Source organism: Cupriavidus sp. SHE, from assembly GCF_000812445.1.
Taxonomy (GTDB): domain Bacteria; phylum Pseudomonadota; class Gammaproteobacteria; order Burkholderiales; family Burkholderiaceae; genus Cupriavidus; species Cupriavidus metallidurans.
Window position 1 is genome coordinate 1 of record NZ_JWMB01000070.1, and the last position, 14362, is coordinate 14362.

At 61.6% G+C, this 14362-nt stretch carries 8 protein-coding genes and 4 pseudogenes; 7 read left to right on the forward strand and 5 right to left on the reverse strand.

Annotated features, from left to right (window positions below; all coding sequences use genetic code 11):
• Window positions 1-281: 281 nt before the first annotated feature.
• Both RN01_RS33420 and RN01_RS33425 read left to right on the forward strand, forming a co-directional pair.
• Window positions 282-1625, forward strand: a pseudogene (locus RN01_RS33420) (IS66 family transposase); the annotation flags it as partial.
• Window positions 1626-1660: 35 nt separating this feature from the next.
• Window positions 1661-1777 (forward strand): annotated as a pseudogene (locus RN01_RS33425) (site-specific integrase); the annotation flags it as partial.
• Between the two features lie 70 nt (window positions 1778-1847).
• Here RN01_RS33425 and RN01_RS29245 read toward each other — a convergent pair.
• A complete protein-coding gene (locus RN01_RS29245; RefSeq protein WP_011229360.1) occupies window positions 1848-2858 on the reverse strand; it encodes an IS30-like element ISRme10 family transposase in 1011 nt (336 codons plus the stop codon).
• 84 nt (window positions 2859-2942) lie between these two features.
• On the opposite strand from RN01_RS29245, the gene RN01_RS29250 reads away from it, so the two are divergent.
• Window positions 2943-3206, forward strand: a complete 264-nt coding sequence (locus tag RN01_RS29250; protein ID WP_011229361.1) for a copper-binding protein — start codon at window positions 2943-2945, stop codon at window positions 3204-3206.
• A gap of 156 nt (window positions 3207-3362) precedes the next feature.
• Here RN01_RS29250 and RN01_RS29255 read toward each other — a convergent pair.
• Window positions 3363-6303, reverse strand: a pseudogene (locus RN01_RS29255) (Tn3 family transposase).
• A 224-nt stretch (window positions 6304-6527) separates the two neighbouring features.
• Between RN01_RS29255 and RN01_RS29260 the strand changes: the two are divergent.
• Window positions 6528-6944 (forward strand): annotated as a pseudogene (locus RN01_RS29260) (tyrosine-type recombinase/integrase); the annotation flags it as partial.
• A gap of 109 nt (window positions 6945-7053) precedes the next feature.
• On the opposite strand, the gene RN01_RS34145 reads toward RN01_RS29260, so the two are convergent.
• Window positions 7054-7506 carry a hypothetical protein gene (locus tag RN01_RS34145; RefSeq protein ID WP_017514739.1) on the reverse strand — a complete coding sequence of 151 codons (453 nt, stop codon included), beginning with the start codon at window positions 7504-7506 and terminating at the stop codon, window positions 7054-7056.
• A 305-nt stretch (window positions 7507-7811) separates the two neighbouring features.
• Between RN01_RS34145 and RN01_RS34150 the strand changes: the two genes are divergently transcribed.
• A complete protein-coding gene (locus RN01_RS34150) occupies window positions 7812-8012 on the forward strand; it encodes a hypothetical protein (protein WP_017514740.1) in 201 nt (66 codons plus the stop codon).
• Window positions 8013-8086: 74 nt separating this feature from the next.
• Here RN01_RS34150 and lspA read toward each other — a convergent pair whose 3' ends face one another.
• Together lspA and RN01_RS29280 are read right to left on the reverse strand one after the other, a co-directional pair.
• A complete protein-coding gene (lspA, locus tag RN01_RS29275; RefSeq protein ID WP_011229366.1) occupies window positions 8087-9163 on the reverse strand; it encodes a signal peptidase II in 1077 nt (358 codons plus the stop codon).
• Window positions 9160-11559 carry a heavy metal translocating P-type ATPase gene (locus RN01_RS29280; RefSeq protein ID WP_011229367.1) on the reverse strand — a complete coding sequence of 800 codons (2400 nt, stop codon included), beginning with the start codon at window positions 11557-11559 and terminating at the stop codon, window positions 9160-9162. Before RN01_RS29280 ends, lspA begins: the two co-directional genes overlap by 4 nt.
• Before the next feature lie 86 nt (window positions 11560-11645).
• Here RN01_RS29280 and cadR point away from each other — a divergent pair, with 86 nt between their 5' ends.
• Window positions 11646-12083 carry a Cd(II)/Pb(II)-responsive transcriptional regulator gene (cadR, locus tag RN01_RS29285; protein WP_008645748.1) on the forward strand — a complete coding sequence of 146 codons (438 nt, stop codon included), beginning with the start codon at window positions 11646-11648 and terminating at the stop codon, window positions 12081-12083.
• 121 nt (window positions 12084-12204) lie between these two features.
• The gene (locus RN01_RS29290) at window positions 12205-14133 is read left to right on the forward strand and encodes an FTR1 family protein (protein WP_008645747.1); all 1929 of its coding nucleotides are present in this window, start codon (window positions 12205-12207) and stop codon (window positions 14131-14133) included.
• The last annotated feature ends 229 nt before the right edge of the window (window positions 14134-14362 follow it).

Below are 14362 nucleotides of genomic sequence, written 5' to 3' on the forward strand. Positions count from 1 at the left end.
ATCTCTTCACGAACAAGCGCGCGACGCGTATCAAGGTGCTGGTGTACCCTGCCTTGGCAACGCCTGGGCCGCGATGAGGCGATCACCGTGCTTTAGTCGTGGCTTGGTACAAGGGCCGAGCGTCCATTGGGGGCTGTGCCAATAGTTGGAGTGACGGGGAACTGGCAAGATTCGGAACATGAATCCCGCAATAAGGGCCGCTTCGTCTGGACCGACGGTATGACGGCCATCGCGACGCCGCTGTGCCGAGAGCAACTGGATGCGCTGGTGCTGGGACATCTGCCCAGGCAAGCTTGCTGGAGGAAGCCCTCGATGCAGACCTTGAGGCAATCGAAGCCGAGCTCGAAGCACTGACTCCTTCATCCAGGTCGGAGCCCAAGGACAAGCCGAAGCGCCAAGCACTTCCACCCCAATTGCCTCGCACTGAGATCCGTCACGAGCCGGAGTCCGAGACTTGCACATGCGGCTGCGCGCTCAAGCGCATTGGCGAAGACGTCAGCGAGAAGCTGGACTACACCCCTGGCGTGTTCACGGTCGAACGTCATATCCGGGGCAAGTGGGTATGCGGTCAATGTGAGACTCTCACCCAGGCACCCGTTCCTCCGCACGTCATCGACAAGGGCATCCCCACCGCCGGCCTGCTGGCGCATACGCTGGTGTCCAAGTTCGGCGACCATCTCCCTCTGTACCGGCAAGAACGCATCTACGCAAGCGCCGGCCTGGCGATCCCGCAATCGACGCTGGGCGCGTGGGTCGGCATCTGCGGCGTGCGTCTGCAACCGCTGGTGGATGCACTGCAGGCGGAGGTATTGACCCAGAGCGTACTGCATGCCGACGAGACACCAGTGCAGATGCTCTCGCCAGGCGACGGCAAGACGCATCGCGCCTACCTGTGGGCCTACGCACCGAGCCAACTCTCGTCATTACGTGCGGTGATCTATCAGTTTGCCCCCAGCCGCAGCGGCGAACATGCCCGCGCATTCCGGCGGGGCTGGCTGGGCAAGCTGGTATGTGACGACTTCTCGGGCTACAAGGCCAGCTTCGGCGGCGGCATCGTCGAGATTGGGTGCATGGCTCACGCGCGTCGTAAGTACTTTGAGTTGCACGACAAGCACAAGAGCGAATTGGCTGGCCAGGCGCTGCGCTTCATTGCTGGGCTCTACGAGATCGAGCGAGAGGTGCGGGACGCCGAGCCAGAACTACGCCTGGAAGCGCGACAGCAGCGGGCCAGACCAATCCTGGATGCGCTGCATCTCTGGCTTAGTGAACAAAGGCGGAGGGTGCCCGACGGCGCGGCCATCGCGCGTGCCATCGACTACAGCCTCAAACGCTGGGCGGCGCTCGTGCGCTACGTTGAGGATCCAGCCGTGCCCATCGATAACAATCATATCGAAGGGCAAATACGGCCTATCGCTCTTGGATGATCGAACTGGCTGTTCGCGGGCTCACTGCGCGCTGGCCAGCGCGCAGCCGCAGTCATGAGTCTGATCCAGTCGGCGAAGCTCAATGGGCATGATCCGTACGCCTACCTGAAAGACGTGCTTACGCGACTGCCGACTCAGAAGACCGCCGACATCGCGGAGCTCCTGCCACATCGCTGGACTGCTTCCGTCCTTCCTGCGTAGCCCCGTCGAGACGGGTTCACCGGGCGCTTACTGTCGAACTGAGCGCTGTGCGCGACAACCTGCGCCACGCCTCAATTTCGACCACGTCCATCTACTTGCATACCGATGACGTCAAGCGGGCCCGGCAATTCGGCCAGGCATTCGCTACCTGAATCTCTTATTAAGGAGGGTGCCGTGAGTACGGAACGCGAGAAGATGGCAGCGCTGGCCGTGACAGCGGTTTCAAGTCTGAGATGCAACACCAGTTCGTAATTTGTTGATCTCTTCGGCCATGGCTTCGGCGGGAGTGGCGAAGTCGAGAACCGCCCGAGGGCGATAATTCAGCGCCTTCGGGACTCCGTTCAAGTACCCCTGCGAGAAGACCGATAGATCGTCGCCTTTCGGTAGATACTCCCGAACCAGTCCGTTCATGTTCTCGTTGCTTGGCCTCTGCCACGGACTGTGCGGGTCGGCAAAGAACACTTCGGTACTGACTCGCCTGGTCAGCTCTGCGTGATGCGCCATCTCTTTGCCCTGGTCGTAGGTCAGGCTCTTGCGAAGCGCCAGCGGCACCCGACGGAACTTCTTGGTCAACGCCTCCAGCGCTGCCTCCGCCCCGCAACCGTCCATCTTCGCCAACACCACGAAGCGCGTCTTGCGTTCCACCAGCGTCGCCACTGCGCTGCGATTGCCCGCGCCCTTGATCAGGTCGCCTTCCCAATGCCCAGGCACCAGCCGCTCGAACACCTCCTCGGGCCGCTCGTGGATCGAGCGCATATCCTGCAGCTTGCCTCGGCGATCGTTCCCCGCGCCCCGTGAACGACGCTCCTTGTGGGCCTTACGCAGGCTGCCGATTAGCTCGCGGCGCAGCTCACCGCGCGGCGTGGCGTAGATCACGCAGTAGATCGTCTCGTGGGACACATGGAACTCCGGCTGGTGGGCATACATGCGCCGGAGTCTGCCTGCAATCTGTTGCGGTGAATAGCCCACGCGCAGCCATGCTCTCACCAGCTTCAGCAGCGCCGTGCCTGCTGCCAGCTTGCGCGGCCCACGTCGACGCCTTCTCAGCGCCATACCCTGCGCGCTCGCAGCATCGTAGGAACGATGACCTCCGGCCCGGGCAACCTCGCGTGAAATAGTCGACGGACTTCGCCCCGCCACTCTCGCGACCTGACGCAGGCTGCACCCCTCGTTTAGCAGGCGATGACTACAGTTACGCTCTTCGATACCCAGTTGACTGTAGCTTTGTCCCATCCCAACACCCTAACATCAGGGTGTTGCACTTCATTCTAGAGACCGCCCCCTATAGGTGCTGCGCTACCCGGCACCGCCGCAACGATGGAAGGCATGGACATGACGCCGTCGGCGGGTGCAAAGAAGGCGCCTCAGCCTGTGCCCGCGGAAGTGCGGAAGATTGACGCGGCAACTGGAAAAATCACACTCAAGCATGGTCCCATCGCCAACCTGGGCATGTCTGCCATGACCATGGCTTTCCCGGTCAAGGACCCGGCCATGCTAAAGGGGCTGAAGGAAGGAGACCAGGTCTCGGCGACGTTCGATTCTGTCGACGGCAAGGCCACCGTTGTGGACCTGCGGAAATAGACTCGCTGTTGGCGGTCAAACGGTTTAGCTATAAAGGCTGCCGGAATGGCCGGCACGTCAGACGAAACAACCTGACAGGCCGGCCTCCACTTATCAGCTTAGGAGAAAGCCGTTCCGTATGGGAAGTTCCATCGGCTCAAAGACCTGTAAATGAGGTCATGCTGTACGCCAGGTCGACGGTACTGTCTGCACGCTTGTCGCATTCGGTGGTAGGCGGTGCGCGTAGCGTGCAATCGGAAAATCGAAAGTACCGCGCAAGTTGATACCTTCCAGACGAGTCGGAGCGATCTGGCGCAGGTCTTCGGCACGCATGGATTCTCCTCCGATGGCCTCTATCGCCTCTAGAGCCTCCTGCATGTGCAGCGTGTTCCAAGCCATCACGGCATTGGTCAACAGCGTCAACGAAGACGAGACCGCTGCCAGCGACGCATCGTGCCGAGCTAGTTCCAAGGGGATTTTTCCATAGTGGATGGCCCGCTGGACGGTGTGCACCGCCTCGCCGCGATTCAAGGCATGCTGCATCTCCTGGCGGAACGCGGTGTTGGTGAAATAGTCGACGAGGAAAATCGTACGGAATAGCCGTCCCAGGTGCACACCCGCCTCATACACGTGTTGCCCCCTTGCCGCCGCGCCAAAACGTGTAAGCGCCTGCACCGCCGTGCATTGGCCGGTCTGGACCGATGCCGCAATCCTGACCAGTTCATCCCAGGCAAGTTCGATCAATACCAGACGGACATCGGCGTCCGCTACTGCGGCCAGTTCTGGCGGCACTGCATGGCCTTTGGGTACATGCAGCCGGCGATCACGCAGATGAGAGAGTCGCGGGCAGAGATCGAAGCCGAGCAGCCGTGACAGACTCATGGCGAAGTCGGTGTAGCCGTGGGTATCAACGGCGAGCTGCGTTACGTCTTCCCCGCCATTCTGGCGAATCACGCCCTCGATGGCGGCGCCGGCTTGTCTCTCATTCAGGAGGATTGGCTGGTCGTAGAAAATGCCCCACCGGTCGCGGACATGGGTGTACATCCCAATCGAAGCGGTACGCCGACGTGGGTCAGCCCGCGCTTGCCAGACCGAGCGCGTCGTCTCCAGCGACATCATGTCGGAAGACGCCAACTCGGCGCGCCCCCAATGCCGGGCGATGGGATGCTGATGCATGAAAGCAAGCACTGAATCAGCGGCTTTACGCAGTTTCCGCTCGTCCGCGATACGATCGCATCATCTGACGAATCGCGCTTGGTGAAAGTTCCGGCACCATGCGAGCGAGGTCCGTCGCAGACATCGAGGTCCCGTGCGCGAGCACAGCGGCGTAGACCATGAGCAGCTCACTGCGAGAATACGGTTCTCGCCCCAGCAGAAGCCAACTGAAATGAGTGTGGCTGTCGATTTCCAGAAGAATTTCAGGCAGTTGTCCGTCTGGGTGCCGGTCAAATAGCGCACGCCGCAGGGCCTCAACCGAAGCTTCGGGCCGCTTCGCCTTTAATGGATCAACATGGATGGCGCTATCGATCCTTAGCTCGCCCCGCACGGCGGCATCGCGCAGCCGGGCGAGCCCCGCGTCGAGGTGCTCGACCACAGGTTCCAAAAATGCTCTTGCGTCCTGCGGCAGTTTGAGATGGCCATAGAAGTGGTTGCGCCGCGCCTGCCAATCCTGGCCGGAAATCAGCATGGTTGCTTGGCTGCGGAAGGCGAAGCTGTGATCCAGGAATACCGAGCCATTGCGTAGCGCCACCCGCAGGGCAAACAGCGTTCCCCATTCGAAGGCGGCCAGCGCTCGCTTACGGTCCTGCCCCTCCAGTACTGGCTGCCAGGCTCGCCCGAAGCGCACGGCAACCCGATTTGGTAGCCAATTAGCCTTCCGCGCATAGAGATTGTGCAAGATCTCCATTGCCTCTATCACTGGATGGGCGGACTGCGTGGCGAATGGCAGCTGGACCAGCCTGCCCAGCATGGCTCTCGCAAGCCGATGCCGCAACAGCAGTTGCTCTCGAATCATGCTGGCACGGCTTCGCAGGCGATGCTGGCTCGTTGCGGCGTCGGCCAAAGCATCCAATTGTTGGCAGAGCGTTTCTCGTGTGAGCGTGTCATCAGCGATGAGCCCTTTGACGGCTGCCGCAAATTCTCGCAGCTTGATTTCTGGATCCGGCCGGCCAGCGTCAATGAGCCGTCCTGCGTCGTTGACGGATTTGCGGATCCAGTGGCGCAGCATGGACGACATCTGGTCCGTGGCAGCACACAAGGCATAGCGCAAGAAGCAAGCAGACTCCAAGCGGCGGGATTGCTGCACCATGCGTTTGCTGACCGAGGCCGGTCGATTGGCGCAACGTCTCGCGTAGTGCCGTACCACCGCCTCATTGCAGACGGCCGGCCAGCGATGTTGGACGCCCAACTTGTACAGCCGCTCGATCTTGTCAAACAGCTCCCCCATTTGATGCGTGGAGCTGCGCAATGGAACCGCCCACAGCCATTGCTGCAGACTTGCTTGATTGCCTTCCGGACGAGGTAGCAATGCCCCCCAAGCGTCAAGCGATGCCTCGCCATATGCGAGCACCAACGCGTCAGTCAATGCCGCCTCGGAAACCTCCACGGCCTGGCTAATGAGGCGTTTCAGCGCACGGTCATGCGGGATCAGAACACGATGCTCGTACAGCCACCGCTTGAGCTCGTGCAGCATGTCACTGCGACTAGGTTGTCCCGCTAAGCGCTCTTTGAGCCAACGCGTCACGTAGCGTCGCTGATGCTCAGCCATCGGGCTGAAACCGAGCGCCTGATAGGCGAGCATCTGATGGTCCACCAGCGTGTCGGTGCGCCGGTCATAGAGGGCGCTCAGCGTGCCCATATCCGGTGGCGTGATGCCGAGTTGGGCGCCAACATATGCCCAGAGAAATTTCGGAACCTGCTTGGAGGCGTCAAGGGTGCGGCCCGTCATACGCACAAAGCCGATGTGGACGGCGCAGGCCAGCCGGTACAGCTGGCTGCGCCGTGCGTCGATCAGGGCGCGCTCCTTGGGAGAGAAAGTGAAGAAAGTGGCTAGCTCGAACTCGCTGAGCTCGCGCGGCATCTGTCGCATGCCGAGATACGCCAGTTGCCAGTGATCCATCGCGCTTTTCTCCCAAGCGGTAGACGGACCGCCGAGATTAACGGCAAGGACACGGAGACGCAATGAGCTGCCTGATACGTGCCTCGTGCGCCACGTATGACATTCAAAATCTTGAGTCAGTAACCCATTGATTTACATGACTATCGTGTTGGCCATTGCCCGGAAACCCGCATGAATACTCTGGGTCGCTATCCCGGCAAACTGCAGCAATATCAAGGGCACCCCTGATGGCCGAGTTTGCTCGCTATCGTGCGTTCCACGGCCTGCTGCCGATGCCGGCGCCCGGTGAGCTGAGCCCGGCCATCCTGAGCGTTGCCGGCGACGCGCAGCGGCACCTCACGCCGACAGCGGTCTATCTGATCGCGAAGGAAGTGTTCCGGCGGGCGGCCGCCGTGTTAGAGACGAGCGATCCGGTCGGCGCGGCGACGCTGGCGCGTGCCTCGACGCACTGGCTGCGCCATTCCGCGGCTTCGCACCAGGCCGACGCCGGCACCGATATCCGCTTTATCCAGAAGAACCTGCGGCATGCGTCGATTGAGACGACTGGCATCTACCTGCACGCCGAAGACGACCGACGCCATGCGCACACCGTGGGCGAGCAACAGGGTCAACCATTCACCGCGCCCGCTTCGCCACAGTAGGCGCTTATCGTCCCTGTCATTTGTGAGGCGCTCTGCCCCACCGGCTTGCGCTGGCGGCGCGCCGACGCCGGCATGCGCACCTACCAAAGCGCCGCGCTTGCGCAACTACCTACAGGCGTAGGCACCGTCGTTGCCCCAACGCCGCCTCATCGATCGCGCGCGCCAAAGCTCGTGTCGGAACCCATTGGCCCCCTTGCGCAATGAATCGCGCGGACGCGTCAACGACGGGTTGCTTGCTCTCATCCACGGATGCGGCGAAGACGGGGGCAACGACCGACTCCGCGAGCGCAAATTGCTGCTTTTCGAATGCCCCTGGATCGAGGCAACCTTCGGCATCGAACGTGAGAATGGAAAACGTCGTTCGAACGACGCGCACTGGCTCTCTGGCCACCAGTTCGACGACCACATCGGCCATGCGTGCGCGTTGCCCGGCAAAAGTGGACAAGCAGTGGTTGGCCGGCTCCCGCAACATCCGCTGGAATTTGGTGGTTGGCAGCTGCCAGAGAGTATCGTCACGGGCAATGAGAAACTTTCGGCAAGAAAACCCCATAGCTGCCCCCATGGACTTTGAGATTCCACAATGTCTCGTCCCGCTCGGACGGTTCTCCCCGCACATCGTACACCGAGAGCATGACCGGGACTTGCGCTGTGACGAAGGTCGCTTCCCGGCCAGAAGCCCCCCTGGCTCCCTCGCATGAAAGCCGCCATTCCGTGCCGTTTTCGCCCCCGATGTCGCGCGTCGCCTGCCAACGAAATCATGCAAGTTTTGGGTTGTAGGGCGGCGCCTCGCGCCAGACGTCGTTGCAAATCAGCCAAATACACTGGCATCATGGGTGTTCGGCTACTGTCTCTTATGCGGTTGCGACCATGCTCCACGACCAGATCGTTGACATCCTCCTGAGTAGGGCGTCCACTCCCGAACAACTGAGTGCGCCGAGCTGTCCAGGCGTGTATGCATTCTTTCTCAATTGCCAAGATGCGATCGCCCCTTTTGAGGTGCCGACCAACGGGCTTATCTACATTGGCAAGTCGGCGAATCTGGCACAGCGCGAGTTCGACGCAACCTGAGTTCGAACAACACGGGCTTCTCGACGGTGCGGCGCTCGATTGGCGCGATCCTCCATTGCAAGGAATAGTAGTGGCTACGCCGTGGAATTTGCTCGGATTTGCCCGCCGCGACGCCGCGTAGCCACGATCAAGCAGACCGCACCGACCGTGATCGCCACGTCGGCCAGGTTGAATGCAGGCCAATGTGTCCCTCGCCAGTGGAAATCGAGGAAATCCACCACAGCTCCCCGCAAGAGGCGATCTGCAGCGTTACCCAACGCACCACCCAAGATCAAGCAATAGCCAGCCGCCTCCCATCTCGGCGCGCCCCTGCGAAGCTGGTCAATTAGCCACAGCGAAATGCACATCGCAAGCGCGGCAAAACCGACACGCGCCCAGACGCCAGCGCCCGCCAGCAGGCTAAACGCCGCACCGTTGTTCCTGACATGCACAAGATTGAAAAATGGGGTAATGCCGACTTGCTCGCCATACCCAAAGAGCTGTGAGATGACGGTCTTTGCAAGTTGATCGCCTAGTAGCACCGCGGCTGCCAAGGCGTACCAGGCACCGCTTGCACGCGTCGCCATTGTCCTGATTGCGCCCGGCAGCATCCTCACCAGGAAGCCAGCGAGCATCAGGCTAACGGTGGCGATCCCCCAGCCGGCCAGCACATCGGCGGGGAAGTGCATGCCTGCAGCAATGCGCGACCAGCCGACCAGCACGACATAGACAATCAAAGCCAGTCTCCGGCGAATGCCCAGCAGCGGCCACAACGCCCCGGCAACCAGTGCGGCGTACGTGGAGTGGCCGCTCGGTAGGCTGTAGCGCTCCTCCACCGTGCCGAGCACATGATCCAACTGGCCAAACACTGCCGCCGGGCGCGGGAAATCGAGCCCGAGCTTCAAGCATGAGGCGATTGCAAATGCGATCCCGAAGCCGACTACAAATTGAAGAAGCTGACAGCGAATCGCCATGGTGCGCCTAGCCTCTGCCGTTGAACTTGACCATGCCCACAGCCCAAGCACGACCACGGGCGCTGTCCAGTAGTTGCCCAGGACATTGCTGAAGAGCCAGGCAAGCGGCATCAGGAACGCCGGCGTGGCCGCGTTGATAAGCTGAAAGAGTGCACCGTTCAAGCCGCCCCAGTCGTAAAAAATGGCCTTCCAGCTCATCGACGCAACAGCCTCAATCCATTGCCGACCACCAGCAGGCTGGCGCCCATGTCGGCGAACACGGCCATCCACATCGTGGCCTGGCCAGTGAAGGTGAGCACCAGGAACACCGCCTTGATGCCGAGCGCCAGAGCGATGTTCTGCTTCAGGACGCTGGCGGTGGCACGGGACAGCCGCACGAACGTCGGCAGCTTGCGCAGATCGTCGTCCATCAACGCCACGTCGGCAGTTTCGATCGCCGTGTCGGTTCCTGCCGCGCCCATCGCAAAGCCAATGTCCGCTCGCGCCAACGCCGGCGCATCGTTAATGCCGTCGCCCACCATGCCAGTCTTCCCGTCCGTTGACAGTTGTTCGACTTCCCGCAGCTTGTCTTCGGGCAGCAGATTGCCCCGACTGCGGTCAATGCCGACCTGGCCAGCAATTGCCGTGGCGGTATGCGGATTGTCGCCCGTCAGCATCATCGTTTTGACACCCAAGGTGTGCAAATCGGCAATGGCTTGACGGCTATTCTCCTTCACTGTGTCGGCCACTGCGAACAACGCCTGCACCCCCTCTGGTCCGACCAGCATTACAACGGTCTTGCCTTCGGCCTCAAGCGCAGCGAGCCGCGATTCGAGTTCTGGCGAACAGACGCCCAGTTCCTCGACCAGCCGGTGGTTGCCCAGATGGTAGGAGTGGTCATCGACGCTGCCACGCACCCCACGGCCAGGCAATGCCGCGAAATCGGCGACGTCGCAAGGTATCAATCCTTCACCTTCGGCGGCGCGCGCCACCGCCAGGGACACTGGGTGATCCGAGCGGGCAGCCAGGCTCGCAGCCAGCAGCCTGGATGTGGCCGGATTGGCGTCGCCCCACACCACGAAATCGGTCAGGGCGGGCTTGCCGTGCGTGATGGTGCCAGTCTTGTCCAAGGCCAACCACTTCAGCTTGCGCCCCTCTTCCAGATAGACGCCGCCTTTGATGAGGATGCCATGCCGCGCGGCCGCGGCCAGGCCGCTGACAATGCTCACCGGCGTGGAAATCACCAGAGCGCAGGGGCAGGCGATCACCAGCAGGACCAGGGCCTTGTAGATCCAGTCCAGCCACGGTCCACCGAACACCAACGGGGGTAGAACCGCCACCGCCAAGGCCACGGCGAATACGACGGGTGTGTAGAGGCGGGCAAACTGGTCGACGAAGCGCTGCGTCGGTGCGCGGCTTCCCTGGGCCGCTTCGACGGCGTGAATGATGCGCGCCAATGTTGACGCGTTGGCTGCCGCCGTGACGCGGAATTCGAATGAGCCGGACTCGTTGATCGTGCCAGCGAACACAGGATCGCCCTCGATCTTTTCGACCGGCAGGCTCTCGCCGGTAATCGGTGCCTGGTTGACGGTGGAGCGCCCCTCAATGACCTGACCGTCGAGGGCGATGCGTTCACCAGGTTTGACTCGAATCCGGCTACCAACTGCGACGGCCTTGGCATCCACCTCGGCCCAACTGCCGTCAGCTTGCTGAATCAGTGCGGTATCCGGTGCGAGATCCATCAGGCCGCGAATGGCGTTGCGGGCGCGATCCAGCGACTTGGCCTCGATGACTTCGGCCAGCGCAAAAAGCACCATCACCATCGCCGCCTCGGGCCAATGACCAATCAGCATGGCGCCAGTGACCGCAATGGACATCAGCGCATTCATGTTCAGGTTGCGATTCCTGAGCGCGATCCAGCCCCTCTTATAGGTGGTGAGGCCACCAGTGAAGATGGCCGCCAGCGCCAGCGCGACCACGCCCCAATGGTTGCCACCATGGAGCCAGTACACGACCTCCGCCAGCGTCGCGGCCACCCCTGACACCGCAAGCGGCCACCAGTTCGTGCGCGCGGGCCCCGGTGCCTCGGCCGCTGCGGGGGCACCGGCGCTGCGCACTTCGGCGTCGAAGCCGAGTGATTTCAGGGCTGTAAGCACGTGGGATAGCGTGTCAGCCGCATGCCAGACGTGCAGCGTCCGCTGCACCAGATTGAACTCGAGGCTGGCGACGCCAGGTATGCCGGCAAGCTTGCTGCGAATCAGCGCCTCCTCGGTCGGGCAATCCATCTGGTGGATGGCCAGTACCGTATTTTGCAGGGGCGTTGCTTCGTCCATGCGAACCGCCCGCATCCCGATGGCCGATAGCGCCTCCTCGATAGGGCCCGGTGACGCCATCTGGTGGCTAACGGCTAGCGTTCGCTGCATCAAATTGAACTCAAGTCCTCCCACGCCGGGCAGTTTCGCGAGCTTGTCGCGAATCAGCGCCTCTTCGGTCGGACAGTCCATGTTTTCGATTCGGTAGCGCGCCTGCTTCAGCCCCGCGCCAACCGTGCTCGGTTCTGGGTTGCGCGTCGCAACGGAAGCGCAGCCACATCCCTTCGAGCCACATTCGCTCATGGCAACCCCTTGTGTGTATTCATCTCGCGTTGCCGATTTAACACCCTCTAGTTACTATAGAGTCAAGACATCTCCCATCCGACGCCATGAATATCCAGATCGGCGAGCTTGCCAAGCGCACCGCATGCCCGGTGGTGACCATTCGCTTCTACGAACAAGAAGGGCTGTTGCCGCCGCCGGGCCGCAGCCGGGGGAATTTTCGCCTGTATGGCGAGGAGCACGTGGAGCGCTTGCAGTTCATTCGTCACTGCCGGTCTCTGGATATGCCGTTGAGCGACGTACGGACCTTATTGAGTTACCGGAAGCGGCCCGACCAGGATTGCGGTGAAGTCAATATGCTCTTGGATGAGCACATCCGTCAGGTCGAATCTCGGATCGGAGCTTTGCTCGAACTGAAGCACCATTTGGTGGAACTGCGCGAAGCCTGTTCTGGTGCCAGGCCCGCCCAATCGTGCGGGATTCTGCAGGGACTGTCGGACTGCGTGTGTGATACGCGGGGGACCACCGCCCATCCAAGCGACTAGGTGGGCATCCCTGGCGCCGTACTTCGTCTCCTGCATTTGGATAGTGGCATCGTGCCGGCAAATAGAATTACAATCATTCGCATTTGTACGCGAAATCGCTGTTCTGCCGGTAAGGCCTCCCATGCAAGCCCTGCGTCTCCTTTCGATTGTTCTGCTCTCTCTGTTCGTGACGGTCTCGACCGCACAGGCAGATCCTCTCGCCACGCAAGACAAGGCCAAGCAAATCTGGCAAGTACTGGACTACCTTGCTGTCGACTATGGCCGGTCCGTCAAGGATGGCCACGTCGCCAACGAAGCCGAGTATGCCGAGATGCAGGAGTTCGCGCAGGCCGCTGAACGGCAGCTAACCGAGTTGCCGCCGACGCCAGCCGCGCCAGAGTTGGCCAAGGAAGCGGCGGCGTTGCGCGCATCCATTGCAGAAAAGGCCCCGCCCGAATCAGTCGGCGAGCAAGCTCGCAAACTGGCCGGCGGACTCCTCGCAGCCTATCCGGTCCCGATGGCCCCCGGCAAGCTGCCCGATCTGCAACAAGGGGCAAAGCTGTATCAAAGCCAATGTGCTTCGTGCCACGGCGTTTCCGGGCACGCGGACGGCCCACTAGCTGCAAAGCTGAGCCCGCCACCGATCGCCCTGGCTGATCACGAGCGCGCCCAGGAGCGCAGCGTCTTTGCCCTACAGCAAATCATCACGCGCGGGGTAGAAGGGACGTCGATGCCGGCATTTGCTCAACTCTCGGACGAGGAACGCTGGGCGCTCGCCTATTTTGCCTCGACCCTTTCGTATTCGGATGCCGACCGCCAGGCCGGCGCCAAGCTGTGGACCTCTCAACCGGCTCTCCACGCAGCCGTGCCCACGCTGGCCTTGTTAAGCCAGACCTCCGAGGCTGCGCTCGCCAAGACCGTCGGGGCGGATGCCGCTCGCCAACTGACCGCGTACCTCAGGAGCACGCCGGGCTCGGTCACCGCGTCAAGCACCGACAGCCTGATGATCGCCAGAGACAAGCTGAAGGAAAGCTTGGCCACCCTGGACAAGGGCGACAGGCAGTTGGCTTCGCGGCTGGCGTTGTCTGCCTATCTCGACGGCTTCGAGCCCGTCGAGCCGGCGCTGGCTGCCAAGAACCAGGCGCTGTTCCAGGATATCGAGAAGACGATGGGGCTCTATCGCAATGCTGTGACAGCGGGCCAGGTGGAACGCGCCCATGAAATTGCGCAGAAGTTGCAATCGCAGCTTGACGACGCACAGGAGGCGCTGGGCGGCACCAATGACGCCATATCGACCTTCCTCGGCGCCCTGACAATCCTGCTACGAGAAGGGCTTGAAGCCCTGTTGGTGGTCGTCGCGATGATGGCGTTCCTGAAGAAAGCGGATCGCACCGATGTCCTGCCCTACGTGCATGCAGGCTGGGTTACTGCGCTGGCGGCCGGTGGGCTGACCTGGGCGGTAGCCACCTATGTCGTCGACCTGAGTGGCGCCAGTCGCGAGATGACGGAAGGTTTTTCCGCAGTGTTTGCCGCAATCGTGTTGCTTGGCGTGGGCATGTGGATGCACCAGAAGAGTCTTGCGGGTCGCTGGCAGGCCTATGTGAAGGCGAAGCTGTCCTCGGCATTGAACAAGAAATCAGCGCTGATGCTGTTCCTGCTGTCGTTCGTGACCGTCTATCGAGAAGTGTTTGAAACAGTCCTCTTTTACGCTGCCCTGTGGACAGAGGGCAACGGTGTATTTTTGCTCGCAGGACTTGCGTCGGGTATCGCCATCCTGGCCGCGATCGCCATCGTGCTCCTGCGCTCCACGGCGCGCCTGCCGATTGGTCAGTTCTTTGCCTTCAGCTCAGCATTGGTCGGCGTGTTGGCGGTCGTTCTGATTGGTAAAGGCATAGCTGCGCTTCAGAAAGTCGGCTTCCTACAAGTTACGCCGATCTCCATGCCTCGTATCGACGTCCTGGGCATTTATCCGTCCGTCCAGACCGTCGTAGCGCAAGTCCTGATTCTGCTCATTATCGCCGCAAGCGTCGTCTACAATTTGCGGTCGCACCGGCCATCTACCCAGGTGTAACGCCGCCAATGCGGCTCCGCGCTGGGGAGAACCGTCTCCTCGGCTCGGCTTGCCTGCCGTGGGCCGTGGAGCGCCTCACCGGCGTAACATCTCGCCAATTCTGGCGCCTCCCCGATAGCAAGCGAGCGCGAGGTGCCCCTAAACTGGGTGAATTCATTCGAGCGCCCGATTTAACCGTGCGGCTCCCGTGCGTCTTGCATGGGCTCAAGCATCGTCCCGGCGTCAACCT

Bases quoted from the DNA above. Each gene is read 5' to 3' on its own strand.
- lspA (WP_011229366.1), bottom strand. From the start codon at position 9,163: ATGAGCTGGAAGGCCATTTTTTACGACTGGGGCGGCTTGAACGGTGCA.
- RN01_RS34145 (WP_017514739.1), bottom strand. From the start codon at position 7,506: ATGGGGGCAGCTATGGGGTTTTCTTGCCGAAAGTTTCTCATTGCCCGT.
- RN01_RS29250 (WP_011229361.1), top strand. From the start codon at position 2,943: ATGGAAGGCATGGACATGACGCCGTCGGCGGGTGCAAAGAAGGCGCCT.
- RN01_RS29245 (WP_011229360.1), bottom strand. From the start codon at position 2,858: ATGGGACAAAGCTACAGTCAACTGGGTATCGAAGAGCGTAACTGTAGT.
- RN01_RS29290 (WP_008645747.1), top strand. From the start codon at position 12,205: ATGCAAGCCCTGCGTCTCCTTTCGATTGTTCTGCTCTCTCTGTTCGTG.
- RN01_RS34150 (WP_017514740.1), top strand. From the start codon at position 7,812: ATGCTCCACGACCAGATCGTTGACATCCTCCTGAGTAGGGCGTCCACT.
- cadR (WP_008645748.1), top strand. From the start codon at position 11,646: ATGAATATCCAGATCGGCGAGCTTGCCAAGCGCACCGCATGCCCGGTG.
- RN01_RS29280 (WP_011229367.1), bottom strand. From the start codon at position 11,559: ATGAGCGAATGTGGCTCGAAGGGATGTGGCTGCGCTTCCGTTGCGACG.